Source organism: Escherichia sp. UTM R2 (assembly GCF_048593455.1).
In the GTDB taxonomy this organism is placed as follows: domain Bacteria; phylum Pseudomonadota; class Gammaproteobacteria; order Enterobacterales; family Enterobacteriaceae; genus Escherichia; species Escherichia coli.
In genome coordinates, this window is record NZ_JBFWDY010000002.1 from 3,170,902 (window position 1) to 3,196,668 (window position 25,767).

Genomic DNA, 25,767 nt, shown 5'->3' on the forward strand with positions numbered 1-25,767 from the left:
TAAGGAAATGATAATGATTTTCACGTCAAGTTGCTGCGATAATTTATCAATAGATGAGATTATCGAACGTGCTGAAAAAGGCGATTGCGAGGCTCAATATATTGTTGGGTTTTATTATAATCGCGATAGCGCAATTGATTCTCCGGACGACGAAAAAGCCTTTTACTGGCTGAAGCTGGCCGCTGAGCAAGGTCATTGTGAAGCACAGTATTCCTTAGGGCAAAAGTATACCGAGGATAAAAGCCGTCATAAAGATAATGAGCAAGCCATCTTCTGGCTGAAAAAAGCTGCCCTACAAGGCCATACTTTCGCTTCCAACGCCCTTGGCTGGACACTGGATCGTGGAGAAGCCCCCAATTATAAAGAAGCGGTTGTCTGGTATCAGATAGCCGCGGAGAGCGGAATGTCTTATGCGCAAAATAATCTTGGGTGGATGTACAGAAATGGCAACGGAGTCGCAAAAGACTATGCGCTGGCATTTTTCTGGTACAAACAAGCTGCATTACAAGGCCATAGTGACGCGCAAAACAATCTGGCCGATCTTTATGAAGACGGAAAAGGCGTTGCTCAAAACAAGACACTCGCCGCATTCTGGTATTTGAAAAGCGCACAGCAGGGTAATCGGCACGCCCAGTTTCAAATTGCATGGGATTATAACGCTGGCGAAGGGGTGGACCAGGACTATAAGCAAGCGATGTACTGGTATCTGAAGGCTGCCGCTCAGGGGAGCGTCGGCGCTTACGTCAACATCGGTTATATGTATAAACACGGACAAGGCGTTGAGAAAGATTATCAGGCTGCCTTTGAATGGTTTACGAAAGCCGCTGAATGCAATGACGCCACTGCCTGGTATAACCTGGCCATTATGTATCACTACGGAGAAGGAAGACCTGTCGATCTCCGACAGGCTCTCGACCTGTATCGTAAAGTTCAGTCATCCGGAACCAGAGATGTCAGTCAGGAAATTCGTGAGACTGAAGATTTACTGTAGAGATAAAAACAAGGGCCGGGGAATTTCATTCGGCCCATATTCTCTTTATTGCTGTGCGAAATCAGACTATTACGGCTCAAACGGGCGTCTCTGGAACTGGTCATGACCACATTTCGGGCATAGCGTCAGCACTTCCGGTGTGTAGATCGGGAGATGGAAGTGACATTTCTCGCAGACCAGATTTCCCAGCCCGACCACTTCTCCGCTGTGATAAACCCCATGATGATTGAGGTCCTGGAAAACTTCGCGCCATTCAAGCTGCGTTTTATCGGTGATGTCTGCCAGCTCCTGCCACAAGCTTTCTTTAATCACCCGCATAAAGACGCTGTCAGATTCTTCTTTCAGGCTCTCTTCATAGCTCATGGCGAACTCTTCCAGGTCACGTCTGACAGCTCGCGTCAGCTCATCGACCTCGGTTCGCGTTAACTCCCCTGTTTTTATTACGCGCTCGCGCGCCTGTTCCACCAGTGCGTCGATATCACGTTCGCCATTGCGCAGGCGTTCGCTCAGTGACGCAACCAGTTCACGGTAATATTGAGCAACCTTGTTCATCGTTTCATCTCCCGGGTCGTTAACTGACTATAATAATAGACGTTCTTTGTTCCTTGCTTTGCTAATACGCCCACAAACTCTGTAAATTAATGTATGAATAATCCGGGCATCATTTCAACGTCGAGTGCGCGAAAGGCTGTTTTGACGCGGACGTTTGGGCTATGCTATGCGGATCTGAAAAACCACCTCTAACGCTACTTTTGTAGCCGTAATGAAAACAGGACCACTGGCTGCCATGCAAGAGCAATACCGCCCGGAAGAGATAGAATCCAAAGTACAGCTTCATTGGGATGAGAAGCGCACATTTGAAGTAACCGAAGACGAGAGCAAAGAGAAGTATTACTGCCTGTCTATGCTTCCCTATCCTTCTGGTCGACTACACATGGGCCACGTACGTAACTACACCATCGGTGACGTGATCGCCCGTTACCAGCGCATGCTGGGCAAAAACGTTCTGCAGCCGATCGGCTGGGACGCGTTTGGTCTGCCTGCGGAAGGCGCGGCGGTGAAAAACAACACTGCACCGGCACCGTGGACGTACGACAACATCGCGTATATGAAAAACCAGCTCAAAATGCTGGGCTTTGGTTATGACTGGAGCCGCGAGCTGGCAACCTGTACGCCGGAATACTACCGTTGGGAACAAAAATTCTTCACCGAGCTGTATAAAAAAGGCCTGGTATATAAAAAGACTTCTGCGGTCAACTGGTGCCCGAATGACCAGACCGTACTGGCGAACGAACAAGTTATCGACGGCTGCTGCTGGCGCTGCGATACCAAAGTTGAACGTAAAGAGATCCCGCAGTGGTTTATCAAAATCACCGCTTACGCTGACGAACTACTCAACGATCTGGATAAACTGGATCACTGGCCAGACACCGTTAAAACCATGCAGCGTAACTGGATCGGTCGTTCCGAAGGCGTGGAAATCACCTTCAACGTTAACGACTATGACAACACGCTGACCGTTTACACTACCCGCCCGGACACCTTTATGGGTTGTACCTACCTAGCGGTAGCAGCGGGTCATCCGCTGGCGCAGAAAGCGGCGGAAAATAATCCTGAACTGGCGGCCTTTATTGACGAATGCCGTAACACCAAAGTTGCCGAAGCTGAAATGGCAACGATGGAGAAAAAAGGCGTCGATACTGGCTTTAAAGCTGTTCACCCATTAACGGGCGAAGAAATTCCCGTTTGGGCAGCAAACTTCGTATTGATGGAGTACGGCACGGGCGCAGTAATGGCGGTTCCGGGGCACGACCAACGCGACTACGAGTTTGCCTCTAAATACGGCCTGAACATCAAACCGGTTATCCTGGCGGCTGACGGCTCTGAGCCAGATCTTTCTCAGCAAGCCCTGACTGAAAAAGGCGTGCTGTTCAACTCTGGCGAGTTCAACGGTCTTGACCATGAAGCGGCCTTCAACGCCATCGCCGATAAACTGACTGCGATGGGCGTTGGCGAGCGTAAAGTGAACTACCGCCTGCGCGACTGGGGTGTTTCCCGTCAGCGTTACTGGGGCGCGCCGATTCCGATGGTGACGCTGGAAGACGGTACCGTAATGCCGACCCCGGACGACCAGCTGCCGGTGATCCTGCCGGAAGATGTGGTAATGGACGGCATTACCAGCCCGATTAAAGCAGATCCGGAGTGGGCGAAAACTACCGTTAACGGTATGCCAGCACTGCGTGAAACCGACACTTTCGACACCTTTATGGAGTCCTCCTGGTACTATGCGCGCTACACTTGCCCGCAGTACAAAGAAGGTATGCTGGATTCCGAAGCGGCTAACTACTGGCTGCCGGTGGATATCTACATTGGTGGTATTGAACACGCCATTATGCACCTGCTCTACTTCCGCTTCTTCCACAAACTGATGCGTGATGCAGGCATGGTGAACTCTGACGAACCAGCGAAACAGTTGCTGTGTCAGGGTATGGTGCTGGCAGATGCCTTCTACTATGTTGGCGAAAACGGCGAACGTAACTGGGTTTCCCCGGTTGATGCTATCGTTGAACGTGACGAGAAAGGCCGTATCGTGAAAGCGAAAGATGCGGCAGGCCATGAACTGGTTTATACCGGCATGAGCAAAATGTCCAAGTCGAAGAACAACGGTATCGACCCGCAGGTGATGGTTGAACGTTACGGCGCGGACACCGTTCGTCTGTTTATGATGTTTGCTTCTCCGGCTGATATGACTCTTGAATGGCAGGAATCCGGTGTGGAAGGGGCTAACCGCTTCCTGAAACGTGTCTGGAAACTGGTTTACGAGCACACAGCAAAAGGTGATGTTGCGGCACTGAACGTTGATGCGCTGACTGAAGATCAGAAAGCGCTGCGTCGCGATGTGCATAAAACGATCGCTAAAGTGACCGATGATATCGGCCGTCGTCAGACCTTCAACACCGCAATTGCGGCGATTATGGAGCTGATGAACAAACTGGCGAAAGCACCAACCGATGGCGAGCAGGATCGCGCTCTGATGCAGGAAGCACTGCTGGCCGTTGTCCGTATGCTTAACCCGTTCACCCCGCACATCTGCTTCACGCTGTGGCAGGAACTGAAAGGCGAAGGCGATATCGACAACGCGCCGTGGCCGGTTGCTGACGAAAAAGCGATGGTGGAAGACTCCACGCTGGTCGTGGTGCAGGTTAACGGTAAAGTCCGTGCCAAAATCACCGTTCCGGTGGACGCAACGGAAGAACAGGTTCGCGAACGTGCTGGCCAGGAACATCTGGTAGCAAAATATCTTGATGGCGTTACTGTACGTAAAGTGATTTACGTACCAGGTAAACTCCTCAATCTGGTCGTTGGCTAAGCGCGGGAGGAAGCGTGCGATATCTGGCAACATTGTTGTTATCTCTGGCGGTGTTAATCACCGCCGGGTGTGGCTGGCATCTGCGTGATACCACGCAGGTTCCTTCCACTATGAAGGTCATGATCCTGGACTCAGGCGATCCGAACGGGCCATTAAGCCGTGCGGTGCGTAACCAGTTACGTCTGAATGGTGTCGAGTTGCTTGATAAAGAAACCACGCGTAAGGACGTTCCATCCCTGCGTTTGGGTAAAGTGAGCATCGCGAAAGATACCGCATCGGTATTCCGTAACGGTCAAACAGCAGAGTATCAGATGATCATGACGGTGAATGCGACCGTGTTGATCCCCGGCCGTGATATCTACCCGATTAGCGCCAAAGTCTTCCGTTCGTTCTTTGATAACCCGCAAATGGCGTTAGCGAAAGATAACGAACAAGACATGATCGTAAAAGAGATGTACGACCGTGCTGCCGAACAGCTGATTCGTAAGCTGCCAAGCATCCGTGCTGCGGATATTCGTTCCGACGAAGAACAGACGTCGACCACAACGGATACTCCGGCAACGCCTGCACGCGTCTCCACCACGCTGGGTAACTGATGATTCGGTTGTACCCGGAACAACTCCGCGCGCAGCTCAATGAAGGGCTGCGCGCGGCGTATCTTTTACTTGGTAACGATCCTCTGTTATTGCAGGAAAGCCAGGACGCTGTTCGTCAGGTAGCTGCGGCACAAGGATTCGAAGAACACCACACTTTTTCCATTGATCCCAACACTGACTGGAATGCGATCTTTTCGTTATGCCAGGCCATGAGTCTGTTTGCCAGTCGACAAACGCTATTGCTGTTGTTACCAGAAAACGGACCGAATGCGGCGATCAATGAACAACTTCTCACACTCACCGGACTTCTGCATGACGACCTGCTGTTGATCGTCCGCGGTAATAAATTAAGCAAAGCGCAAGAAAATTCCGCCTGGTTTACTGCTCTTGCGAATCGCAGCGTGCAGGTGACCTGTCAGACACCGGAGCAGGCTCAGCTTCCCCGCTGGGTTGCTGCGCGCGCAAAACAGCTCAATTTAGAACTGGATGACGCGGCGAATCAGGTGCTCTGCTACTGTTATGAAGGTAACCTGCTGGCGCTGGCTCAGGCACTGGAGCGTTTATCGCTGCTCTGGCCAGACGGCAAATTGACATTACCGCGCGTTGAACAGGCGGTGAATGATGCCGCGCATTTCACCCCTTTTCATTGGGTTGATGCTTTGTTGATGGGAAAAAGTAAGCGCGCGTTGCATATTCTTCAGCAACTGCGTCTGGAAGGCAGCGAGCCGGTTATTTTGTTGCGCACATTACAACGTGAACTGTTGTTACTGGTTAACCTGAAACGCCAGTCTGCCCATACGCCACTGCGTGCGTTGTTTGATAAGCATCGGGTATGGCAGAACCGCCGGGGCATGATGGGCGAGGCGTTAAATCGCTTAAGCCAGCCGCAGTTACGTCAGGCTGTGCAACTCCTGACACGAACGGAACTCACCCTCAAACAAGATTACGGTCAGTCAGTGTGGGCAGAGCTGGAAGGGTTATCTCTTCTGTTGTGCCATAAACCCCTGGCGGACGTATTTATCGACGGTTGATATGAAATCTTTACAGGCTCTGTTTGGCGGCACCTTTGATCCGGTGCACTATGGTCATCTTAAACCCGTGGAAACGCTGGCGAATTTGATTGGTCTGACGCGGGTCACAATAATCCCTAATAATGTTCCTCCGCATCGTCCCCAGCCGGAAGCGAACAGCGTGCAGCGTAAACACATGCTTGAACTGGCGATTGCCGACAAGCCATTATTTACTCTTGATGAACGCGAGCTAAAGCGCAATGCCCCCTCTTACACTGCGCAAACACTGAAAGAGTGGCGGCAGGAACAAGGGCCGGACGTGCCGCTGGCGTTTATTATTGGTCAGGATTCATTGCTGACCTTTCCGACCTGGTACGAATACGAAACGATACTCGACAATGCACATTTGATCGTCTGTCGGCGTCCAGGTTACCCACTTGAAATGGCGCAACCGCAATACCAGCAATGGCTGGAAGATCATTTGACACATAACCCGGAAGATCTTCACCTTCAGCCTGCCGGTAAAATTTATCTGGCTGAAACACCGTGGTTTAACATCTCGGCGACCATCATCCGCGAACGTTTGCAAAACGGTGAATCGTGTGAGGATTTATTGCCGGAACCGGTATTGACTTACATTAACCAACAAGGCTTGTATCGCTGATACCTGTCGTTACGGAGGGCATGATGCGACTGTGGTTAATTCGTCATGGTGAAACGCAAGCGAATATCGATGGTCTTTACAGCGGTCATGCGCCCAACCCCCTGACCGCGCGCGGTATTGAGCAAGCGCAAAATCTGCATACGCTGCTACATGGTGTTTCCTTTGATCTGGTTTTATGCAGTGAACTGGAACGGGCACAGCATACCGCGCGACTGGTTCTCAGTGACCGCCAGCTCCCCGTGCAAATCATACCTGAACTCAACGAAATGTTTTTTGGCGACTGGGAGATGCGACATCATCGCGACCTCATGCAAGAAGATGCCGAAAACTATAGCGCGTGGTGCAATGACTGGCAGCATGCAATCCCCACGAACGGTGAAGGATTTCAGGCATTTTCGCAACGTGTGGAACGCTTTATCGCAAGGCTTAGTGAATTTCAGCACTATCAGAATATTTTAGTCGTCAGCCATCAGGGTGTACTGAGTCTGTTAATCGCCCGTTTAATTGGCATGCCTGCCGAGGCTATGTGGCATTTTCGCGTTGACCAGGGGTGTTGGAGCGCCATTGATATCAACCAAAAATTCGCGACGCTACGCGTCCTCAATAGCCGTGCCATCGGGGTCGAGAATGCATGACTTTTCTGTTTTTTTACGGGTAAGCCGCAACGACCATTGACAGCCCCGGGCAGGCTGATATTCTCCGCAGCCAGACTTTTTCCGCCAGACACGACTTTGTAGAAATTGTTTTACAAAAATGGCGATGCAATCTGCGGCGCGGGGTGGGATGATAGCCCACTTTCGAAAGCCGATTCGGCGACAATTGTCCCGAAATCGCCTCTGGTTCAGGTATACTGACAGACCATTTTTATCTATTTGATTCACCCAGGGGGAAAACTTGCAGGGTAAAGCACTCCAGGATTTTGTTATCGACAAAATTGATGACCTCAAAGGTCAGGACATCATCGCCTTAGACGTTCAGGGCAAATCCAGCATCACCGACTGCATGATCATCTGTACGGGTACGTCCAGCCGTCATGTTATGTCCATTGCTGACCACGTTGTGCAGGAGTCTCGCGCAGCGGGCCTGTTACCGCTCGGCGTAGAAGGTGAAAACAGCGCCGACTGGATTGTCGTGGATTTGGGCGATGTGATTGTCCATGTCATGCAGGAAGAGAGCCGTCGCCTGTATGAACTGGAAAAACTCTGGAGTTAATGCGTGAAGCTGCAACTTGTCGCCGTGGGAACGAAAATGCCGGACTGGGTACAAACCGGTTTTACCGAGTACCTGCGTCGTTTTCCGAAAGATATGCCCTTCGAGCTGATTGAAATTCCGGCCGGAAAACGCGGCAAGAATGCGGACATCAAGCGCATACTCGACAAAGAGGGTGAGCAGATGTTGGCGGCCGCAGGCAAAAACCGCATTGTCACCCTCGATATTCCAGGCAAGCCCTGGGATACGCCGCAGTTAGCCGCTGAGCTGGAACGCTGGAAGCTGGATGGTCGCGACGTCAGTCTACTGATTGGCGGGCCTGAAGGGTTGTCGCCTGCCTGTAAAGCGGCGGCGGAGCAGAGCTGGTCGCTGTCGGCGCTTACCCTCCCCCATCCGCTGGTTCGCGTGCTGGTCGCAGAGAGTCTGTACCGGGCGTGGAGCATCACCACCAACCATCCTTATCACCGTGAGTGATAAGGGAGCTTTGAGTAGAAAACGCAGCGGATGAAACTACAGAACTCTTTTCGCGACTATACGGCAGAGTCCGCGCTGTTTGTGCGCCGGGCGCTGGTCGCCTTTTTGGGGATTTTGCTGCTGACCGGCGTGCTTATCGCCAACCTGTATAATCTGCAAATTGTTCGCTTTACCGACTACCAGACCCGCTCTAATGAAAACCGCATTAAGCTGGTGCCTATCGCGCCCAGCCGCGGCATTATCTACGACCGTAACGGTATCCCTCTGGCACTCAACCGCACTATCTACCAGATAGAAATGATGCCGGAGAAAGTCGATAACGTGCAGCAAACGCTGGACGCTTTGCGCAGCGTGGTTGATCTGACCGATGACGATATTGCTGCATTCCGAAAAGAGCGCGCACGTTCACACCGTTTCACCTCTATTCCGGTGAAAACTAACCTGACCGAAGTACAAGTAGCTCGCTTTGCCGTCAATCAGTACCGTTTTCCGGGTGTTGAAGTTAAAGGCTATAAACGTCGTTACTATCCTTACGGTTCGGCGTTGACCCACGTCATCGGCTATGTGTCGAAAATCAACGATAAAGACGTCGAACGCCTGAATAATGACGGCAAACTGGCCAACTATGCGGCAACGCATGATATCGGTAAGCTGGGCATTGAGCGTTACTATGAAGATGTGCTGCACGGTCAGACCGGTTATGAAGAGGTTGAAGTTAACAACCGTGGGCGTGTTATTCGCCAGTTAAAAGAAGTACCACCGCAAGCCGGACACGATATTTACCTGACGCTGGATCTCAAACTCCAGCAATATATTGAAACGCTGCTGGCGGGTAGCCGCGCAGCTGTGGTAGTCACCGATCCGCGTACAGGTGGGGTGCTGGCGCTGGTTTCCACGCCTAGTTATGACCCAAACTTGTTTGTTGACGGTATCTCCAGCAAAGATTATTCCGCCTTGTTGAACGATCCGAATACACCGCTGGTGAACCGCGCCACACAGGGGGTTTATCCTCCCGCGTCTACAGTTAAACCCTATGTGGCGGTTTCGGCATTGAGCGCCGGGGTGATCACGCGCAATACGACGCTGTTTGACCCAGGCTGGTGGCAACTGCCAGGTTCGGAAAAACGTTATCGTGACTGGAAAAAATGGGGCCACGGGCGTCTGAATGTCACAAGATCGCTGGAAGAATCTGCGGATACCTTCTTCTATCAGGTGGCCTACGATATGGGGATCGATCGCCTCTCCGAATGGATGGGTAAATTCGGTTATGGTCATTACACCGGTATCGACCTGGCGGAAGAACGTTCCGGCAACATGCCTACCCGCGAATGGAAACAGAAACGCTTTAAAAAACCGTGGTATCAGGGTGACACCATTCCGGTTGGTATCGGTCAGGGTTACTGGACAGCGACCCCAATCCAGATGAGTAAGGCACTGATGATCCTGATTAATGACGGTATCGTGAAGGTTCCTCATTTGCTGATGAGCACCGCCGAAGACGGCAAACAGGTGCCATGGGTACAGCCGCATGAACCGCCCGTCGGCGATATTCATTCCGGTTACTGGGAGCTGGCGAAAGACGGTATGTACGGTGTTGCTAACCGCCCTAACGGTACGGCGCATAAATACTTTGCTAGCGCACCGTACAAAATTGCGGCGAAATCCGGTACCGCTCAGGTCTTCGGTCTGAAAGCGAACGAAACCTATAATGCGCACAAAATTGCCGAGCGTTTACGTGACCACAAACTGATGACCGCCTTTGCGCCATACAACAATCCGCAAGTGGCTGTCGCCATGATTCTGGAGAACGGTGGTGCGGGTCCGGCGGTTGGTACACTGATGCGCCAGATCCTCGACCACATTATGCTGGGTGATAACAACACCGATCTGCCTGCGGAAAATCCAGCGGTTGCCGCAGCGGAGGACCATTAATCATGACGGATAATCCGAATAAAAAAACATTCTGGGATAAAGTCCATCTCGATCCCACAATGCTGCTGATCTTACTGGCATTGCTGGTTTACAGCGCCCTGGTTATCTGGAGCGCCAGCGGTCAGGATATTGGCATGATGGAGCGTAAAATCGGCCAAATCGCGATGGGTCTGGTCATCATGGTGGTGATGGCGCAAATTCCTCCACGCGTTTATGAAGGCTGGGCCCCCTATCTCTATATCATCTGTATTATTTTGCTGGTGGCGGTAGATGCTTTCGGTGCCATCTCTAAAGGTGCTCAACGCTGGCTGGACCTCGGTATTGTTCGTTTTCAGCCGTCGGAAATTGCCAAAATAGCCGTACCACTGATGGTTGCGCGCTTTATCAACCGCGACGTTTGCCCGCCATCGTTGAAGAACACTGGCATCGCGCTGGTGCTGATATTTATGCCCACGCTGCTGGTGGCTGCACAGCCTGACCTGGGAACATCAATCCTCGTTGCGCTTTCCGGTCTGTTTGTACTGTTCCTCTCTGGCCTTAGCTGGCGTCTGATTGGCGTCGCAGTAGTACTGGTAGCGGCGTTCATTCCGATTCTGTGGTTCTTCCTGATGCATGATTACCAGCGCCAGCGCGTAATGATGCTCCTGGACCCGGAATCAGACCCACTCGGCGCGGGCTATCACATTATTCAGTCTAAAATTGCTATTGGCTCCGGCGGATTACGCGGCAAAGGCTGGCTGCACGGCACTCAGTCACAGCTTGAATTTCTCCCCGAACGCCATACTGACTTTATCTTCGCGGTACTGGCGGAAGAGCTGGGATTAGTGGGCATTCTGATTCTGCTCGCTCTCTACATTCTGCTGATCATGCGCGGGCTGTGGATAGCCGCCAGAGCGCAAACCACCTTTGGTCGCGTCATGGCTGGCGGCTTAATGCTGATATTATTCGTTTATGTCTTCGTAAATATTGGTATGGTAAGCGGTATTCTGCCGGTTGTAGGGGTTCCGCTCCCACTGGTCAGTTATGGAGGATCGGCGCTAATTGTGCTGATGGCTGGGTTCGGGATTGTAATGTCAATCCACACCCACAGGAAAATGTTGTCGAAAAGCGTGTAAGAGGTGCGCAATGCGTAAGCAGTGGCTCGGGATCTGCATCGCGGCAGGAATGCTCGCGGCATGTACAAGCGATGATGGTCAGCAACAGACGGTAAGTGTACCGCAGCCTGCGGTATGTAACAGCCCCATAGTTGAAATTAGCGGGGCGGACCCGCGTTTCGAACCACTGAACGCGACGGCAAATCAGGATTACCAGCGCGACGGTAAAAGCTACAAAATCGTGCAGGATCCGTCTCGATTTAGCCAGGCGGGACTGGCGGCAATCTATGACGCCGAACCTGGCAGTAACCTGACGGCCTCTGGCGAAGCTTTCGATCCGACACAGTTGACGGCGGCCCATCCAACGCTTCCGATCCCCAGCTACGCCAGAATCACTAACCTGGCTAACGGGCGAATGATCGTGGTGCGCATTAATGATCGCGGTCCTTACGGCAACGACCGCGTTATTTCGCTTTCTCGCGCAGCAGCTGACCGTCTTAACACATCAAACAACACCAAAGTTCGTATCGATCCGATTATTGTCGCCCAGGATGGTTCGCTTTCTGGTCCTGGTATGGCTTGTACCACTGTCGCCAAACAGACTTACGCCCTGCCTGCACCTCCCGATTTAAGCGGTGGCGCGGGAACAAGTTCAGTATCTGGCCCGCAGGGTGACATTTTTCCGGTCAGTAATTCGACGCTAAAAAGCGAAGATCCGACCGGCGCGCCGGTAACCAGCAGCGGTTTCCTCGGCGCACCAACGACCTTAGCGCCTGGTGTACTGGAAGGCAGCGAACCGACACCTGCACCACAGCCCGTTGTTACAGCTCCGTCGACAACGCCTGCAACCTCGCCTGCAATGGTGACACCGCAAGCCGCCTCGCAAAGCGCCAGCGGCAACTTTATGGTGCAAGTCGGGGCCGTTAGCGATCAGGCTCGTGCGCAACAGTACCAACAGCAACTGGGACAGAAGTTCGGCGTCCCCGGTCGCGTAACTCAAAATGGCGCGGTCTGGCGGATCCAGCTTGGCCCATTCGCCAGCAAAGCCGAAGCCAGTACCTTGCAGCAACGTTTGCAAACCGAAGCCCAATTACAGTCATTTATTACCACCGCGCAGTAGCGTAAAGCAGGCATCTGATGTGTCAATTTCTGTAAATGACGTTAACAAAGTCACGCGGAAAGTCAGATGCCTGCCGGTAGTGCATTTGCTATAGTAGGGCACTTTTTTTAATTCCATCACGGATGTCGTAGTTCAGACCATGAATACCATTTTTTCCGCTCGTATCATGAAGCGCCTGGCGCTCACCACGGCTCTTTGCACAGCCTTTATCTCTGCTGCACATGCCGATGACCTGAATATCAAAACTATGATCCCGGGTGTACCGCAGATCGATGCGGAGTCCTACATCCTGATTGACTATAACTCCGGCAAAGTGCTCGCCGAACAGAACGCAGATGTCCGCCGCGATCCTGCCAGCCTGACCAAAATGATGACCAGTTACGTTATCGGCCAGGCAATGAAAGCCGGTAAATTTAAAGAAACTGATTTAGTCACTATCGGCAACGACGCATGGGCCACCGGTAACCCGGTGTTTAAAGGTTCTTCGCTGATGTTCCTCAAACCGGGCATGCAGGTTCCGGTTTCTCAGCTGATCCGCGGTATTAACCTGCAATCGGGTAACGATGCTTGTGTCGCCATGGCCGATTTTGCCGCTGGTAGCCAGGACGCTTTTGTTGGCTTGATGAACAGCTACGTTAACGCACTGGGCCTGAAAAATACCCACTTCCAGACGGTACATGGTCTGGATGCTGATGGTCAGTACAGCTCCGCGCGAGATATGGCGCTGATCGGCCAGGCGTTGATCCGTGACGTACCGAATGAATACTCGATCTATAAAGAAAAAGAATTTACGTTTAACGGTATTCGCCAGCTGAACCGTAACGGCCTGTTATGGGATAACAGCCTGAATGTCGACGGCATCAAAACCGGACACACTGACAAAGCAGGTTACAACCTTGTTGCTTCTGCGACTGAAGGCCAGATGCGCTTGATCTCTGCGGTGATGGGCGGACGTACTTTTAAAGGCCGTGAAGCCGAAAGTAAAAAACTGCTAACCTGGGGCTTCCGTTTCTTCGAAACCGTTAACCCACTGAAAGTAGGTAAAGAGTTCGCCTCTGAACCGGTTTGGTTTGGTGATTCTGATCGCGCTTCGTTAGGGGTTGATAAAGACGTGTACCTGACCATTCCGCGTGGTCGCATGAAAGATCTGAAAGCCAGCTATGTGCTGAACAGCAGTGAATTGCATGCGCCGCTGCAAAAGAATCAGGTCGTCGGAACTATCAACTTCCAGCTTGATGGCAAAACGATCGAGCAACGCCCGCTGGTTGTGTTGCAAGAAATCCCGGAAGGTAACTTCTTCGGCAAAATCATTGATTACATTAAATTAATGTTCCATCACTGGTTTGGCTAAAAATTGAACACTTGAAAGTGTAATTTCCGTCCCCATATACTAAGCATCAGTAAAAAACTCCCGCCTTCTGGCGGGAGTTGCTATTTAATTACGTTACGCCGGAGCTGACATGAAAACCAAACTTAACGAACTGCTTGAATTCCCTACTCCTTTTACTTACAAAGTTATGGGGCAGGCGTTACCTGAGCTGGTTGATCAGGTGGTTGAAGTGGTACAGCGCCATGCGCCAGGTGACTACACCCCAACGGTAAAACCAAGCAGCAAAGGCAACTACCACTCGGTATCTATCACTATCAACGCCACTCATATCGAGCAGGTTGAAACACTGTATGAAGAACTGGGCAAAATCGATATTGTCCGCATGGTTCTGTAACTCGCTTCTCCGTTACCCGGCCCCTGGTCGGGTAACTCCCCTCTCCTCGCTGTGATATACTTTTCCCCCACTTTTACTCATTCTCCACGGAGATGCCGTTTTGTATCAGGATAAAATTCTTGTCCGCCAGCTCGGTCTTCAGCCTTACGAGCCAATCTCCCAGGCTATGCATGAATTCACCGATACCCGCGATGATAGTACCCTTGATGAAATCTGGCTGGTCGAGCACTATCCGGTATTCACCCAAGGGCAGGCAGGAAAGGCGGAGCACATTTTAATGCCGGGTGATATTCCGGTGATTCAGAGCGATCGCGGTGGGCAGGTGACTTATCACGGGCCGGGGCAACAGGTGATGTATGTGTTGCTTAACCTGAAACGCCGTAAACTCGGTGTGCGTGAACTGGTGACCTTGCTTGAGCAAACAGTGGTGAATACCCTGGCTGAACTGGGTATAGAAGCGCATCCTCGGGCTGACGCGCCTGGTGTCTATGTCGGGGAAAAGAAAATTTGCTCACTGGGTTTACGTATTCGACGCGGTTGTTCATTCCACGGTCTGGCATTAAACGTCAATATGGATCTTTCACCATTTTTACGTATTAATCCTTGTGGGTATGCCGGAATGGAAATGGCTAAAATATCACAATGGAAACCCGAAGCGACGACTAATAATATTGCACCACGTTTACTGGAAAATATTTTAGCGCTACTAAACAATCCTGACTTCGAATATATTACCGCTTAATTGCATACCTCAATGGCCCAATTTACACTGGGTCATTACTCATAATACCTGCTAATGCTTTACATCTCCTTCGCGTTTGTATATTTTCTTTATCACTTGCAGAAATGCGGTGCCACGCCTTGCTCCGTAACTCACCCCATTGATTAACCTATTGAAATAGTTGATTATGGTGAGCAAAAGCGTTCCGTTCCAATTAGACATAAGATTATTGTAATTTTTTAAATATTATTTTTCCATGAATAAAATTGGAGTAAGTGCGTGGATAGTAATAATCAAATTGAACCCTGTTTAAGCAGAAAGTCGTCAGAAGGTAAACCACAAATATTTACAACCTTACGAAATATTGATCTTAACCTTCTGACTATTTTTGAAGCTGTATATGTACATAAAGGGATCGTTAATGCAGCGAAAGTGCTTAATCTGACCCCCTCGGCAATCAGTCAGTCTATTCAGAAACTGCGCGTTATATTCCCTGACCCATTGTTTATTCGCAAAGGCCAGGGTGTCACTCCTACCGCATTTGCGATGCATCTACATGAGTATATCAGTCAGGGCCTTGAGTCCATTCTTGGCGCGCTGGATATCGAAGGAAGCTATGATAAGCAACGAACGATAACTATTGCGACCACTCCCTCGGTCGGAGCCCTGGTCCTTCCTGTCATCTATCGGGCGATTAAAACTCACTATCCGCAGCTTTTACTGCGCAACCCGCCCATCAGCGACGCGGAAAACCAACTCAGTCAGTTTCAAACCGATCTCATCATCGATAACATGTTTTGCACCAATCGTACGGTGCAACATCATGTTCTGTTCACCGACAATATGGTGTTAATTTGCCGCGAGGGAAATCCACTACTCTCTTTAGAAGATGACAGAGAGACTATCGACAACGCTGCGCATGTACTTCTGTTACCGGAAGAGCAAAATTTCAGCGGTCTGCGGCAGAGAGTTCAAGAAATGTTTCCGGACCGGCAAATCAATTTCACCAGCTACAACATTTTGACAATCGCTGCACTGGTTGCCAACAGTGACATGTTAGCGATTATTCCCAGCCGTTTTTATAACCTGTTTAGCCGCTGCTGGCCGCTGGAAAAACTGCCTTTTCCGTCCTTAAATGAGGAGCAAATAGATTTCTCTATCCACTACAACAAATTCAGCCTGCGTGATCCCATCCTGCACGGAGTAATAGATGTTATCCGTAATGCATTTTGAAAAAGTATTGTTACAGCCAGATCACAGCGCAGAACGATAAAATGGCACAATCCAACAACAATTTTACATTTTCGCGACCGCTTTGGCTGCTTTCAGGTCCGTTTCAATGATATACTGCCAGTCGTTAATTCAAAAATAGTTGATAATTACAACAATCTATTGAATTGAAACGCTTTCCTTCGTAATTCGCAACTGGAACACGCACGCTATGAGTAAACCCATTGTGATGGAACGCGGTGTTAAATACCGCGATGCCGATAAGATGGCCCTTATCCCGGTTAAAAACGTGGCAACAGAGCGCGAAGCCCTGCTGCGCAAGCCGGAATGGATGAAAATCAAGCTTCCAGCGGACTCTACACGTATCCAGGGCATCAAAGCCGCAATGCGCAAAAATGGCCTGCATTCTGTCTGCGAGGAAGCCTCCTGCCCTAACCTGGCGGAATGCTTCAACCACGGCACAGCAACGTTTATGATCCTCGGCGCTATTTGTACCCGCCGTTGTCCGTTCTGTGATGTTGCCCACGGTCGCCCGGTAGCTCCTGATGCCAATGAACCAGTGAAACTGGCGCAGACCATTGCCGATATGGCGCTGCGTTATGTGGTTATCACCTCCGTTGACCGTGATGACCTGCGCGATGGCGGTGCCCAGCACTTTGCGGATTGCATTACTGCCATTCGGGAAAAAAGCCCGCAAATCAAAATTGAAACTCTGGTGCCGGATTTCCGCGGTCGTATGGATCGTGCTCTGGATATTCTGACTGCAACGCCACCAGATGTGTTCAACCATAACCTGGAAAACGTACCGCGTATTTACCGTCAGGTACGGCCTGGTGCAGATTACAACTGGTCGCTGAAGCTGCTGGAACGCTTTAAAGAAGCGCATCCGGAAATCCCGACCAAGTCTGGTCTGATGGTGGGACTGGGTGAAACCAATGAAGAAATTATTGAGGTAATGCGCGACCTGCGCCGTCATGGTGTGACGATGTTAACGCTGGGGCAATATTTGCAGCCAAGCCGCCATCACCTGCCGGTTCAACGTTACGTTAGCCCGGATGAGTTCGACGAAATGAAAGCCGAAGCGCTGGCGATGGGCTTTACCCATGCTGCATGCGGTCCGTTTGTCCGCTCTTCTTACCACGCCGATTTGCAGGCGAAAGGGATGGAAGTTAAGTAATCCTGTAATAATTACTTACATCTGTCTGATAAAAAACCCGCTTTTTGAAGCGGGTTTTTTGTATCGAACAAGATATTGAGGGAGCGTCCTGCTCGCCACGTCACTCTTTATGAGAGAGCTTTTCAGCCTGAAGATCAACGTCTGCGCCTTTTTTCGCCGCAGCATCGTCATCATTCATCGCCTTCTTGAACCCTTTAATGGCCGCTCCAAGGTCTCCGCCCAGCGTACGTAACTTCTTAGTCCCAAACAGCAGAACGACCAGCGCCGCAACTACCAGCAGTTTGGTAATACTAATCTCACCCATAGATACCTTCTTGACATATAACCGGCAACAGAACGCGCCTTAAAAACCAGAGAATATTAACGGTCATTCGACGCGCGCACACAATAGCAATCTGTAACAAGGTGAATCAAGCGCCGAGTAAAAAAACATCATAATAATTGCGGCGGCGCAAAGCGACGGTTGTTTAAGACGGGCAGTTGCGCGCGCACCTGACGCACACGTTCGGGCGTCACTTCCGCCATAATGAGTGCAGGCATTTCTGACGCTGCCGCAATGGTGACGCCAAAGGGATCTATAATCCGGCTTTGACCGATATTTTTGTTCCCGCACTCCCCCGCCGCCACCATATAACAGGTGGTATCCAGCGCACGAGCGGCAAGCAACGTTGACCAGTGATGCTCTTTGAGCGGCCCGCGAACCCAGGCGGCAGGAAGTACCAGGATTTCAGCTCCCTGTAATGCCTGTGCCAGCGCCAGCTCTGGAAAGCGTAAGTCATAACAGGTCATCAGACCGACCTTCATCCCCTCCACCTCGAGTAACGGAGCGATTTCATTACCAGCATCAACACGGCGTGATTCCTGAATGGCAAATGCATCATAGAGATGCAATTTGGCATAACGGGCGACGATGTTTCCTGCCTGTAGCGCCACCAGCATATTCCATGCGCGCCCCGGCGTTGAAGGAACATGAATCGTCAGAATTGTCGTCATCATGTTACGTTTACTTTCTCGCCGTAAACGTCCGAGGAATTCGCCTTCCAGCAGCTGTGCTGATTTAACCGATAGATCTGCATCATGATCATCGCGCGCCAGCAATGCTTCCGGCAGGACGAACAGCGATACGTCGTTTTCCGCCGCCTGCGCCATCAACGAGGCACAAATCTCAGCGTTCTTTTCCCACACAGATGTAACAGCAAACTGTCCTGCGGCAACCAGCATTGCTACCTCCTGTCAGAGTCGTAAAATTCGCCAACGACGATTATTCGGCGTTACACTTATCACTCATACAAATCAAATAGCAGGATTTTGCAGTGTTACAACTTCTTTTAGCAGTTTTTATTGGCGGTGGTACGGGAAGCGTGGCGAGATGGCTGTTAAGTATGCGATTTAACCCGCTGCATCAGGCGATTCCGTTGGGGACGCTGGCAGCAAACCTGATTGGGGCATTCATCATAGGAATGGGATTCGCATGGTTCAGCAGGATGACGAACATTGATCCAGTGTGGAAAGTATTAATCACCACCGGATTTTGTGGCGGTCTAACAACCTTCTCAACATTTTCGGCAGAAGTGGTGTTTTTGTTACAAGAGGGTCGCTTTGGCTGGGCATTACTGAACGTTTTCGTCAACCTTCTGGGGTCTTTTGCCATGACAGCACTGGCTTTCTGGCTGTTTTCGGCCTCAACCGCACACTAAAGACCAAAAAAAACCCGCTGATTAAGCGGGTTTTGAATTCTTGCTGACGTATCTTACAGAGCGATTACGTTTGCAGCAGAAGGGCCTTTGGCACCGTTAGTGATTTCGAACTCTACGCGCTGACCTTCAGCAAGAGTTTTAAAACCATTAGTCTGGATTGCAGAGAAGTGTACGAACACGTCTTTGCTGCCGTCTTCCGGAGTAATGAAACCGAATCCTTTGGACTCATTAAACCACTTAACGTTACCTTTAATCTTAGACATCAAAATTACCTTTACATGAAAAATAGACACAAATGCTGTGTCGGTTACCAGTACACCAATTGTGGTACGCTTTGTCCAGTGCAACTTTACTAAAAAGTGATAAAAGTCGCGTTATTTTTGATGTTACTTATTTTAGCTATTGATTTTAAAGAAGTTACTAAAACTTCATTTGTCTCAAAACTGAAAGCGCATCCAGGCAAAGTACACATTGCCATTGTTGTAGGTACCCGGAATGTAGGTCATCTGAAAAGTCACTGGGCCATAACCCACGGAGGCCAATGGCAGTAGAACCGGGAGAGGGATGTAATTCCAGTTATCGCGTGCCGTTACGCCAGCGGTGAATCCCAGACCTAAATGAAAATTTTCATCCGCCAGCGGTCGCCAGGTACTTTCCCATCCGTATCCGGCAATCGGTTCCCATTTGTTCCACGAGTCCTTAAATGCCATGGCATACAGGCCATGCCAGTTTCCTTTTTCATCCCAACGCGACAGGCCAAAACCGCCACCCCACGGTCGCTCGTTATAGCGATCGGTTTTTTCTTTGTCGTAAGCGAAACGTGCATGCCAGGTGATGGCAGGAATATATAAATCATAATGTTCAGGCTGTTGCCAGGTTTGTGCAATATTTTCTCTAAACGTTGTCATCCACTCATCTGCGTTAGCAAAAACTTTACCAACGCTGATTAACTGAATAAAAACAAAGGAAAAGATAGCGACATATTTACTCACGATCATTTGTGACCATAAAACATTTATCAAAAATCTACTACTAGCATAGCAAAGCTACAATTAACATAACCTTAATAGACCCAACATAAAGAATAATCTGAATAGCTGCTCATTTATTTCCGCTTGTTCAAGTTAAATATTTCCGCGCATCGATTAAAGATGATGCGTCGTTTTCTGCGATGGGAATAGTCAAAAAAGAAAAACCAAGTCTTTTTTGATGACAAAATGCAATCAAGGAAAAATTATTTTATTTTTTAACGAGATACAACAATCATCTTAACGAAGTATATAATATATATCGTCAACCTGTGCTCATATTAGATTATTTTTTGAGCGCACAGCCGCAGCTAACACCATTGCAATTAACAAATTTGCATCAATCCACCATCAATTTGCACACATTATTATGTGATAATTGCCAACCGCTAAATATGCGTTTTGTTATCTATGTATAAAAACAGCAACTTCAATGTCTTAATGGCAGTTTTTCTTGATTTTAATCAGCATTCATCGACAATTTATTGGGCATATTTTTTCCTTAAGCTTTAGGAATTTTTTATTATTTACTTTGGGGCCTGGAGACAGGAAAAATTATGCTGACATTCATTGAACTCCTTATTGGGGTTGTGGTTATTGTGGGTGTAGCTCGCTACATCATTAAAGGGTATTCCGCCACTGGTGTGTTATTTGTCGGTGGCCTGTTATTGCTGATTATCAGTGCCATTATGGGGCACAAAGTGTTACCGTCCAGCCAGGCTTCAACAGGCTACAGCGCCACGGATATCGTTGAATACGTTAAAATATTACTAATGAGCCGCGGCGGCGACCTCGGCATGATGATTATGATGCTGTGTGGATTTGCCGCTTACATGACCCATATCGGCGCGAATGATATGGTGGTCAAGCTGGCGTCAAAACCATTGCAGTATATTAACTCCCCTTACCTGCTGATGATTGCCGCCTATTTTGTCGCCTGTCTGATGTCTCTGGCCGTCTCTTCCGCAACCGGTCTGGGTGTTTTGCTGATGGCAACCCTATTTCCGGTGATGGTAAACGTTGGTATCAGTCGTGGCGCAGCTGCTGCCATTTGTGCCTCCCCGGCGGCGATTATTCTCGCACCGACTTCAGGGGATGTGGTGCTGGCGGCGCAAGCTTCCGAAATGTCGCTGATTGACTTCGCCTTCAAAACGACGCTGCCTATCTCAATTGCTGCAATTATCGGCATGGCGATCGCCCACTTCTTCTGGCAACGTTATCTGGATAAAAAAGAGCACATCTCTCATGAAATGTTAGATGTCAGTGAAATCACCACCACTGCTCCTGCGTTTTATGCAATTTTGCCGTTCACGCCGATCATCGGTGTACTGATTTTTGACGGTAAATGGGGTCCGCAATTACACATCATCACTATTCTGGTGATTTGTATGCTGATTGCCTCCATTCTGGAGTTCCTCCGCAGCTTTAATACCCAGAAAGTTTTCTCTGGTCTGGAAGTGGCTTATCGCGGGATGGCAGATGCGTTTGCTAACGTGGTGATGCTGCTGGTTGCCGCTGGGGTATTCGCTCAGGGGCTTAGCACCATCGGCTTTATTCAAAGTCTGATTTCTATCGCTACCTCGTTTGGTTCGGCGAGTATCATCCTGATGCTGGTATTGGTGATTCTGACCATGCTGGCGGCAGTCACGACCGGTTCAGGCAATGCGCCGTTTTATGCGTTTGTTGAGATGATCCCGAAACTGGCGCACTCTTCCGGCATTAACCCGGCGTATTTGACTATCCCGATGCTGCAGGCGTCAAACCTGGGTCGTACCCTATCACCCGTTTCTGGCGTAGTCGTTGCGGTTGCCGGGATGGCGAAAATCTCACCATTTGAAGTCGTAAAACGCACCTCGGTGCCGGTGCTTGTTGGGCTAGTGATTGTTATCGTTGCTACAGAGCTGATGGTGCCAGGAACGGCAGCAGCGGTCACAGGCAAGTAAATAGTAATGCCGGAGGCAAGTTTCCTCCGGCTTTATCATGTCACCCACTGTGGTATATGCGTTGTGGTCTGCCAACTTTGCCGTGAACAATTTCAGCAATAATCAGATGGCGGCTGGCGCAATATTCAAGATAACGCCTGGCAGTGGTGCGACTGATGGTCAGTGCCTGCGCCACCGTTTCTGCCGTATGTTGCACACCAGGCTCTTTAAACAGTTTTCGCACCGCGTTTAGCGTCAAGGGATCAATGCCGGTCGGCAGTTCGTCTTTAGGTTCACCGCGAGCATAGGCATTAAACATCTCATCAATTTGCTTCTGGCTGGCGCTATCAATACTTTCCAGCATATGTTTACGCTGGCGGAAACGGGTTAGCGTTTGCCCCAGCCGTTCATAGGCAATGGGCTTAATGAGATAATCAAATACACCACAACGTACGGCTTCAGACACCGTTTCCATATCGCTGGCTGCAGTGGTAAACACCACGTCGCCGGGATAATGCGCCTGCACCAGTTCATGCAATAAATTAATCCCTCTGCCGTCAGGAAGATAGTTATCGAGCAAGATTAGCCCCGGCTTAAAACGCTCGATCATCATTCGGGCCTGCGCCAGGTTTCCCGCCAGTAATATCTGACTGAATCCGGGAATGTGACGAATATATTCCGCATGCATCTCTGCCAGCGGCGTTTCGTCCTCAACGATCAATAGGGTTAATGGAGCTGTCATTAGGTTTCACTTTCGGAATATAGATTGAAAACAAGGTACCGCAGGGATCATTATCTTCGAGAGTGATAACACCACCGCAGCGCGTTACGTAGCTGGCAATCAAGTACAACCCAATGCCATGTTCACCGGGCTCGTCAGCACGCGTACTGACCCCCTGCTCAAATATTTTGTCTCGTAGAGACTCTGGAACGCCGCAGCCCTGATCGGCGACTTCAATCACCACATCATCGCCTTCATCGCTGAGGAATAATTCAACGATCTTGTTTCCTTCATCGCTACGCAGGCTGGCTTCGAAGGCGTTATCAAGTAAATTGCCCACAATGGCTGCAAACTCGGTGCTATCCAGTCCTGGCGGCAGTTGCGAAAGCTGGCTACCGGGGACAATGATCATTTTTAGCCCCAGTTCCCGGGCGCGCTGCACTTTACCAAAAAGCAGCCCCGCCACCTGGCGATCGGCAAACGCCTCACGCAGGCTGTCAATAAGCTGTTGCTGGGCCTGAGACTCCCCCTGCACCATCGCCAGCACGCGATCATACTCTTTCATCTGCAACAGACCATTGAGCGTCGACATCCAATTGAGATGCTCGTGTCGCAATGTACGAAGGCTCTCGACGTATTGTTTTATTTGCGTCAGTTGCGCATTGAGGGTGGAAATTTCGTCTTTACTACGAAAGCTGATAATGGCCCCCAGCAAATCATCACCTGAACGAATAGCTTCCCGATTGGCAATAACGCTCAGACCGTTAAAGTTAGCCACCACATCCTGACGTTTTTCATCAATCTGTTCGGTAAAGAAATCGGCGGGCCTGACCACTTCAGCAATGGGTTTACCCAACCATTGCCGTCCGGGAGAGCTCAGCCCCAGCATCTTTCTTGCGTTACGATTGATGGCGGTAATGTAACCATGCGGATCCACCGCAATCAGCCCTTCATAAACCGAACTAAACAGCGCCTCTTGCTGACGGACCACGCGTGCGATTTGCTTTGGCTCCATGCCCATCATTTGCCGACGGATATGCGCTGCCAGGAACCACGACAGCAACATCAGAATCCCTAACAGCACGACAAACACGCCTGCCATCGGTAATAAAAACTCAGCCCGCCAGCTATCGATTTTACTCACCAGGTAGCCAATCGACACCACGCCGATGACTTTTCCATCGTCATCAAAGATTGGCGTTTTGGCGCGCATCGCCATCCCCATTGACCCTTTCCCGGTAATGAAGTAGCTCTCCCCTTTCTCCAGCGCGCCCTGTTTGGTGAACTGCATAGGATAACCAATTTTCTCCGGATTAGGATGGTAAAGGCGGATCGAGTGCCGGTCCCCAATCACCACATAATCAAAATCGGTATCTCTTTGTAATTTGTTAGCGATGGTCGCCAGCCGTTTGTAGTCACGCGTTTTCACCGCAGAGATGACACTGTCATTGGAGGCAATAATTTTCGCCTGATTCATTGCCATGTCGCGTACATGAAGCGTTAAATAGTCCTCAAAACTGGCCGTAAAATATTGCGCCAGGGCTGCAATGACAAATATTGAGAACACCAGAATCAGCAAAAAGATACGCAGCGGAAATGCCAGTCTTTGGAAAAATGCAAACTGTTTATTCTCGTTAAGCTGCAACATTGTTTTCCTTGCGGGTTGTCCCGAGCCTCTTTGACGGATGTAATTAAAATGTTGAATCAAAATACATAGATATTAATTATGATCGTGGCAAATTTTATTCATTAAATCAATTAAATCACTTAAACCTGCAGGTCATTTCGTAATTACATTAATTAAAAAACTTAAAACCATTAAATAAATAAAAAACCACTAACTCTATGTGAAATAAATCAAAATTTCACGCTGCAATACTCCTTAGGATGTATAGCGAAAGGAGAAAAAGATATACCTCGATCACCCCCCTTTCTCCCAAGTGAAAATAAAAGGTTATCAGTTTGCAACATTGAACAACATTCGTTGCAAATCGATAACAACATGCACCTTCAGGATACTATTTATTATGTTCGGCAATGATATTTTCACCCGCGTAAAACGTTCAGAAAATAAAAAAATGGCGGAAATCGCCCAATTCCTGCATGAAAATGATTTGAGCGTTGACACCACAGTCGAAGTATTTATTACCGTAACCCGCGATGAAAAGCTTATCGCGTGCGGTGGAATTGCCGGAAATATTATTAAATGCGTTGCTATCAGTGAATCCGTTCGCGGTGAAGGACTGGCGCTGACATTAGCCACTGAACTGATAAACCTCGCCTATGAGCGGCACAGCACGCATCTGTTTATTTATACCAAAACCGAATACGAGGCGCTGTTCCGCCAGTGCGGTTTTTCCACGCTGACCAGCGTACCCGGCGTGATGGTGCTGATGGAAAACAGCGCCACGCGACTGAAACGCTATGCCGAATCGCTGAAAAAATTTCGTCATCCAGGGAACAAGATTGGCTGCATTGTGATGAACGCCAATCCCTTCACGAATGGTCACCGTTATCTGATTCAACAAGCTGCGGCACAGTGCGACTGGTTGCATCTGTTTTTAGTCAAAGAAGATTCTTCACGCTTCCCCTATGAAGACCGGTTGGATCTGGTGTTAAAAGGCACCGCCGATATTCCACGCCTGACTGTGCATCGCGGCTCCGAATACATCATCTCCCGCGCTACGTTCCCTTGCTACTTCATTAAAGAACAGAGCGTCATTAACCATTGTTACACCGAAATTGATCTGAAGATTTTCCGTCAGTACCTCGCTCCCGCGCTGGGTGTAACTCACCGCTTTGTCGGTACTGAACCCTTTTGTCGCGTTACCGCCCAGTACAACCAGGATATGCGCTACTGGCTGGAAACGCCGACTATCTCCGCACCGCCCATCGAACTGGTTGAAATTGAGCGGCTGCGTTACCAGGAGATGCCGATATCCGCTTCCCGGGTACGTCAACTGCTGGCGAAAAACGATCTCACGGCTATCGCGCCGCTGGTCCCTGCAGTCACGCTGCATTATTTGCAGAACCTGCTTGAGCACTCCCGCCAGGACGCGGCAGCTCGTCAAAAGACCCCCGCATGAG

The 25,767-nt window shown here is 49.8% G+C and carries 26 protein-coding genes; 19 read left to right on the plus strand and 7 right to left on the minus strand.

Annotation, left to right across the window (positions count from 1 at the left end; all coding sequences use genetic code 11):
- Nucleotides 1-13: 13 nt before the first annotated feature.
- A complete protein-coding gene (gene ybeQ / locus AB4H76_RS16225) occupies nucleotides 14-991 on the plus strand; it encodes a Sel1 family TPR-like repeat protein YbeQ (RefSeq protein WP_000578178.1) in 978 nt (325 codons plus the stop codon).
- A 69-nt stretch (nucleotides 992-1,060) separates the two neighbouring features.
- Here the strand turns inward: ybeQ and AB4H76_RS16230 are convergent, their stop codons facing one another.
- Nucleotides 1,061-1,543 (minus strand): zinc ribbon-containing protein, encoded by a 483-nt coding sequence (locus tag AB4H76_RS16230; RefSeq protein ID WP_001044880.1) that lies wholly within the window; start codon nucleotides 1,541-1,543, stop codon nucleotides 1,061-1,063.
- A 235-nt stretch (nucleotides 1,544-1,778) separates the two neighbouring features.
- Here AB4H76_RS16230 and leuS point away from each other — a divergent pair, with 235 nt between their 5' ends.
- The 15 genes from leuS to lipA all read left to right on the plus strand — a co-directional run bounded on the left by leuS (nucleotide 1,779) and on the right by lipA (nucleotide 17,312).
- Nucleotides 1,779-4,361, plus strand: a complete 2,583-nt coding sequence (leuS, locus tag AB4H76_RS16235) for a leucine--tRNA ligase (RefSeq protein WP_001297565.1) — start codon at nucleotides 1,779-1,781, stop codon at nucleotides 4,359-4,361.
- A 14-nt stretch (nucleotides 4,362-4,375) separates the two neighbouring features.
- Nucleotides 4,376-4,957, plus strand: a complete 582-nt coding sequence (gene lptE, locus AB4H76_RS16240) for an LPS assembly lipoprotein LptE (RefSeq protein ID WP_001269673.1) — start codon at nucleotides 4,376-4,378, stop codon at nucleotides 4,955-4,957.
- A complete protein-coding gene (holA, locus tag AB4H76_RS16245; protein ID WP_000620549.1) occupies nucleotides 4,957-5,988 on the plus strand; it encodes a DNA polymerase III subunit delta in 1,032 nt (343 codons plus the stop codon). Before lptE ends, holA begins: the two co-directional genes overlap by 1 nt.
- 1 nt (nucleotide 5,989) lies before the next feature.
- A complete protein-coding gene (nadD, locus tag AB4H76_RS16250) occupies nucleotides 5,990-6,631 on the plus strand; it encodes a nicotinate-nucleotide adenylyltransferase (RefSeq protein ID WP_000838889.1) in 642 nt (213 codons plus the stop codon).
- 23 nt (nucleotides 6,632-6,654) lie between these two features.
- Nucleotides 6,655-7,266 (plus strand): adenosylcobalamin/alpha-ribazole phosphatase, encoded by a 612-nt coding sequence (locus AB4H76_RS16255; RefSeq protein ID WP_077491847.1) that lies wholly within the window; start codon nucleotides 6,655-6,657, stop codon nucleotides 7,264-7,266.
- A gap of 259 nt (nucleotides 7,267-7,525) precedes the next feature.
- Nucleotides 7,526-7,843, plus strand: a complete 318-nt coding sequence (rsfS, locus tag AB4H76_RS16260) for a ribosome silencing factor (protein WP_001161664.1) — start codon at nucleotides 7,526-7,528, stop codon at nucleotides 7,841-7,843.
- A gap of 3 nt (nucleotides 7,844-7,846) precedes the next feature.
- The gene (gene rlmH, locus AB4H76_RS16265; RefSeq protein ID WP_000776104.1) at nucleotides 7,847-8,314 is read left to right on the plus strand and encodes a 23S rRNA (pseudouridine(1915)-N(3))-methyltransferase RlmH; all 468 of its coding nucleotides are present in this window, start codon (nucleotides 7,847-7,849) and stop codon (nucleotides 8,312-8,314) included.
- A gap of 30 nt (nucleotides 8,315-8,344) precedes the next feature.
- Nucleotides 8,345-10,246: a peptidoglycan DD-transpeptidase MrdA gene (gene mrdA, locus AB4H76_RS16270; protein WP_000776191.1), complete on the plus strand. Its 1,902-nt coding sequence runs from the start codon at nucleotides 8,345-8,347 to the stop codon at nucleotides 10,244-10,246.
- Nucleotides 10,247-10,248: 2 nt separating this feature from the next.
- Complete coding sequence (mrdB, locus tag AB4H76_RS16275) at nucleotides 10,249-11,361, plus strand: peptidoglycan glycosyltransferase MrdB (RefSeq protein ID WP_000131719.1); 1,113 nt, start codon at nucleotides 10,249-10,251, stop codon at nucleotides 11,359-11,361.
- Between the two features lie 10 nt (nucleotides 11,362-11,371).
- On the plus strand, nucleotides 11,372-12,460 hold the full coding sequence (gene rlpA, locus AB4H76_RS16280) for an endolytic peptidoglycan transglycosylase RlpA (protein ID WP_077491853.1): 1,089 nt from the start codon (nucleotides 11,372-11,374) through the stop codon (nucleotides 12,458-12,460).
- 139 nt (nucleotides 12,461-12,599) lie between these two features.
- Complete coding sequence (gene dacA, locus AB4H76_RS16285; protein ID WP_001092082.1) at nucleotides 12,600-13,811, plus strand: D-alanyl-D-alanine carboxypeptidase DacA; 1,212 nt, start codon at nucleotides 12,600-12,602, stop codon at nucleotides 13,809-13,811.
- Between the two features lie 109 nt (nucleotides 13,812-13,920).
- Nucleotides 13,921-14,184, plus strand: coding sequence for a DUF493 family protein YbeD (gene ybeD, locus AB4H76_RS16290; RefSeq protein ID WP_000850550.1), 264 nt, complete (start codon nucleotides 13,921-13,923; stop codon nucleotides 14,182-14,184).
- 100 nt (nucleotides 14,185-14,284) lie between these two features.
- On the plus strand, nucleotides 14,285-14,926 hold the full coding sequence (gene lipB, locus AB4H76_RS16295; protein WP_000284027.1) for a lipoyl(octanoyl) transferase LipB: 642 nt from the start codon (nucleotides 14,285-14,287) through the stop codon (nucleotides 14,924-14,926).
- A 258-nt stretch (nucleotides 14,927-15,184) separates the two neighbouring features.
- Nucleotides 15,185-16,138 (plus strand): YbeF family transcriptional regulator, encoded by a 954-nt coding sequence (locus AB4H76_RS16300; protein ID WP_000378026.1) that lies wholly within the window; start codon nucleotides 15,185-15,187, stop codon nucleotides 16,136-16,138.
- 208 nt (nucleotides 16,139-16,346) lie between these two features.
- Nucleotides 16,347-17,312 carry a lipoyl synthase gene (gene lipA / locus AB4H76_RS16305; protein WP_000042632.1) on the plus strand — a complete coding sequence of 322 codons (966 nt, stop codon included), beginning with the start codon at nucleotides 16,347-16,349 and terminating at the stop codon, nucleotides 17,310-17,312.
- 100 nt (nucleotides 17,313-17,412) lie between these two features.
- Here lipA and tatE read toward each other — a convergent pair whose 3' ends face one another.
- Together tatE and AB4H76_RS16315 are read right to left on the minus strand one after the other, a co-directional pair.
- The gene (gene tatE, locus AB4H76_RS16310; RefSeq protein ID WP_000503931.1) at nucleotides 17,413-17,616 is read right to left on the minus strand and encodes a twin-arginine translocase subunit TatE; all 204 of its coding nucleotides are present in this window, start codon (nucleotides 17,614-17,616) and stop codon (nucleotides 17,413-17,415) included.
- 128 nt (nucleotides 17,617-17,744) lie between these two features.
- Nucleotides 17,745-18,533, minus strand: coding sequence for a deaminated glutathione amidase (locus tag AB4H76_RS16315; protein WP_000959109.1), 789 nt, complete (start codon nucleotides 18,531-18,533; stop codon nucleotides 17,745-17,747).
- A 92-nt stretch (nucleotides 18,534-18,625) separates the two neighbouring features.
- Between AB4H76_RS16315 and crcB the strand changes: the two genes are divergently transcribed.
- The gene (gene crcB, locus AB4H76_RS16320; protein ID WP_000939738.1) at nucleotides 18,626-19,009 is read left to right on the plus strand and encodes a fluoride efflux transporter CrcB; all 384 of its coding nucleotides are present in this window, start codon (nucleotides 18,626-18,628) and stop codon (nucleotides 19,007-19,009) included.
- Nucleotides 19,010-19,062: 53 nt separating this feature from the next.
- Here the strand turns inward: crcB and cspE are convergent, their stop codons facing one another.
- Both cspE and pagP read right to left on the minus strand, forming a co-directional pair.
- Nucleotides 19,063-19,272: a transcription antiterminator/RNA stability regulator CspE gene (gene cspE / locus AB4H76_RS16325; protein ID WP_000034825.1), complete on the minus strand. Its 210-nt coding sequence runs from the start codon at nucleotides 19,270-19,272 to the stop codon at nucleotides 19,063-19,065.
- A gap of 174 nt (nucleotides 19,273-19,446) precedes the next feature.
- The gene (gene pagP / locus AB4H76_RS16330) at nucleotides 19,447-20,007 is read right to left on the minus strand and encodes a lipid IV(A) palmitoyltransferase PagP (protein ID WP_001752260.1); all 561 of its coding nucleotides are present in this window, start codon (nucleotides 20,005-20,007) and stop codon (nucleotides 19,447-19,449) included.
- A gap of 587 nt (nucleotides 20,008-20,594) precedes the next feature.
- Between pagP and dcuC the strand changes: the two genes are divergently transcribed.
- Entirely contained in the window at nucleotides 20,595-21,980 is a 1,386-nt protein-coding gene (dcuC, locus tag AB4H76_RS16335; protein ID WP_000955063.1) for an anaerobic C4-dicarboxylate transporter DcuC, read from the plus strand.
- Between the two features lie 40 nt (nucleotides 21,981-22,020).
- On the opposite strand, the gene dpiA is transcribed toward dcuC, so the two are convergent.
- Both dpiA and dpiB read right to left on the minus strand, forming a co-directional pair.
- A complete protein-coding gene (gene dpiA / locus AB4H76_RS16340) occupies nucleotides 22,021-22,701 on the minus strand; it encodes a two-component response regulator DpiA (protein WP_000126500.1) in 681 nt (226 codons plus the stop codon).
- The gene (dpiB, locus tag AB4H76_RS16345; protein WP_000939766.1) at nucleotides 22,670-24,328 is read right to left on the minus strand and encodes a sensor histidine kinase DpiB; all 1,659 of its coding nucleotides are present in this window, start codon (nucleotides 24,326-24,328) and stop codon (nucleotides 22,670-22,672) included. Before dpiB ends, dpiA begins: the two co-directional genes overlap by 32 nt.
- A 379-nt stretch (nucleotides 24,329-24,707) precedes the next feature.
- Here dpiB and citC point away from each other — a divergent pair, with 379 nt between their 5' ends.
- Nucleotides 24,708-25,766, plus strand: coding sequence for a [citrate (pro-3S)-lyase] ligase (citC, locus tag AB4H76_RS16350; RefSeq protein ID WP_000467705.1), 1,059 nt, complete (start codon nucleotides 24,708-24,710; stop codon nucleotides 25,764-25,766).
- Nucleotide 25,767: the final 1 nt, after the last annotated feature.

Excerpts from the sequence above, each read along its gene's own strand:
- AB4H76_RS16255 (WP_077491847.1), top strand. The coding sequence starts at position 6,655 with ATGCGACTGTGGTTAATTCGTCATGGTGAAACGCAAGCGAATATCGAT.
- ybeD (WP_000850550.1), top strand. The coding sequence starts at position 13,921 with ATGAAAACCAAACTTAACGAACTGCTTGAATTCCCTACTCCTTTTACT.
- leuS (WP_001297565.1), top strand. The coding sequence starts at position 1,779 with ATGCAAGAGCAATACCGCCCGGAAGAGATAGAATCCAAAGTACAGCTT.
- mrdB (WP_000131719.1), top strand. The coding sequence starts at position 10,249 with ATGACGGATAATCCGAATAAAAAAACATTCTGGGATAAAGTCCATCTC.
- mrdA (WP_000776191.1), top strand. The coding sequence starts at position 8,345 with ATGAAACTACAGAACTCTTTTCGCGACTATACGGCAGAGTCCGCGCTG.
- dpiA (WP_000126500.1), bottom strand. The coding sequence starts at position 22,701 with ATGACAGCTCCATTAACCCTATTGATCGTTGAGGACGAAACGCCGCTG.
- pagP (WP_001752260.1), bottom strand. The coding sequence starts at position 20,007 with ATGATCGTGAGTAAATATGTCGCTATCTTTTCCTTTGTTTTTATTCAG.
- holA (WP_000620549.1), top strand. The coding sequence starts at position 4,957 with ATGATTCGGTTGTACCCGGAACAACTCCGCGCGCAGCTCAATGAAGGG.
- nadD (WP_000838889.1), top strand. The coding sequence starts at position 5,990 with ATGAAATCTTTACAGGCTCTGTTTGGCGGCACCTTTGATCCGGTGCAC.
- cspE (WP_000034825.1), bottom strand. The coding sequence starts at position 19,272 with ATGTCTAAGATTAAAGGTAACGTTAAGTGGTTTAATGAGTCCAAAGGA.
- ybeQ (WP_000578178.1), top strand. The coding sequence starts at position 14 with ATGATTTTCACGTCAAGTTGCTGCGATAATTTATCAATAGATGAGATT.
- dacA (WP_001092082.1), top strand. The coding sequence starts at position 12,600 with ATGAATACCATTTTTTCCGCTCGTATCATGAAGCGCCTGGCGCTCACC.
- dpiB (WP_000939766.1), bottom strand. The coding sequence starts at position 24,328 with ATGTTGCAGCTTAACGAGAATAAACAGTTTGCATTTTTCCAAAGACTG.
- citC (WP_000467705.1), top strand. The coding sequence starts at position 24,708 with ATGTTCGGCAATGATATTTTCACCCGCGTAAAACGTTCAGAAAATAAA.
- dcuC (WP_000955063.1), top strand. The coding sequence starts at position 20,595 with ATGCTGACATTCATTGAACTCCTTATTGGGGTTGTGGTTATTGTGGGT.
- lipA (WP_000042632.1), top strand. The coding sequence starts at position 16,347 with ATGAGTAAACCCATTGTGATGGAACGCGGTGTTAAATACCGCGATGCC.
- AB4H76_RS16315 (WP_000959109.1), bottom strand. The coding sequence starts at position 18,533 with ATGCTGGTTGCCGCAGGACAGTTTGCTGTTACATCTGTGTGGGAAAAG.
- tatE (WP_000503931.1), bottom strand. The coding sequence starts at position 17,616 with ATGGGTGAGATTAGTATTACCAAACTGCTGGTAGTTGCGGCGCTGGTC.
- rlpA (WP_077491853.1), top strand. The coding sequence starts at position 11,372 with ATGCGTAAGCAGTGGCTCGGGATCTGCATCGCGGCAGGAATGCTCGCG.
- AB4H76_RS16230 (WP_001044880.1), bottom strand. The coding sequence starts at position 1,543 with ATGAACAAGGTTGCTCAATATTACCGTGAACTGGTTGCGTCACTGAGC.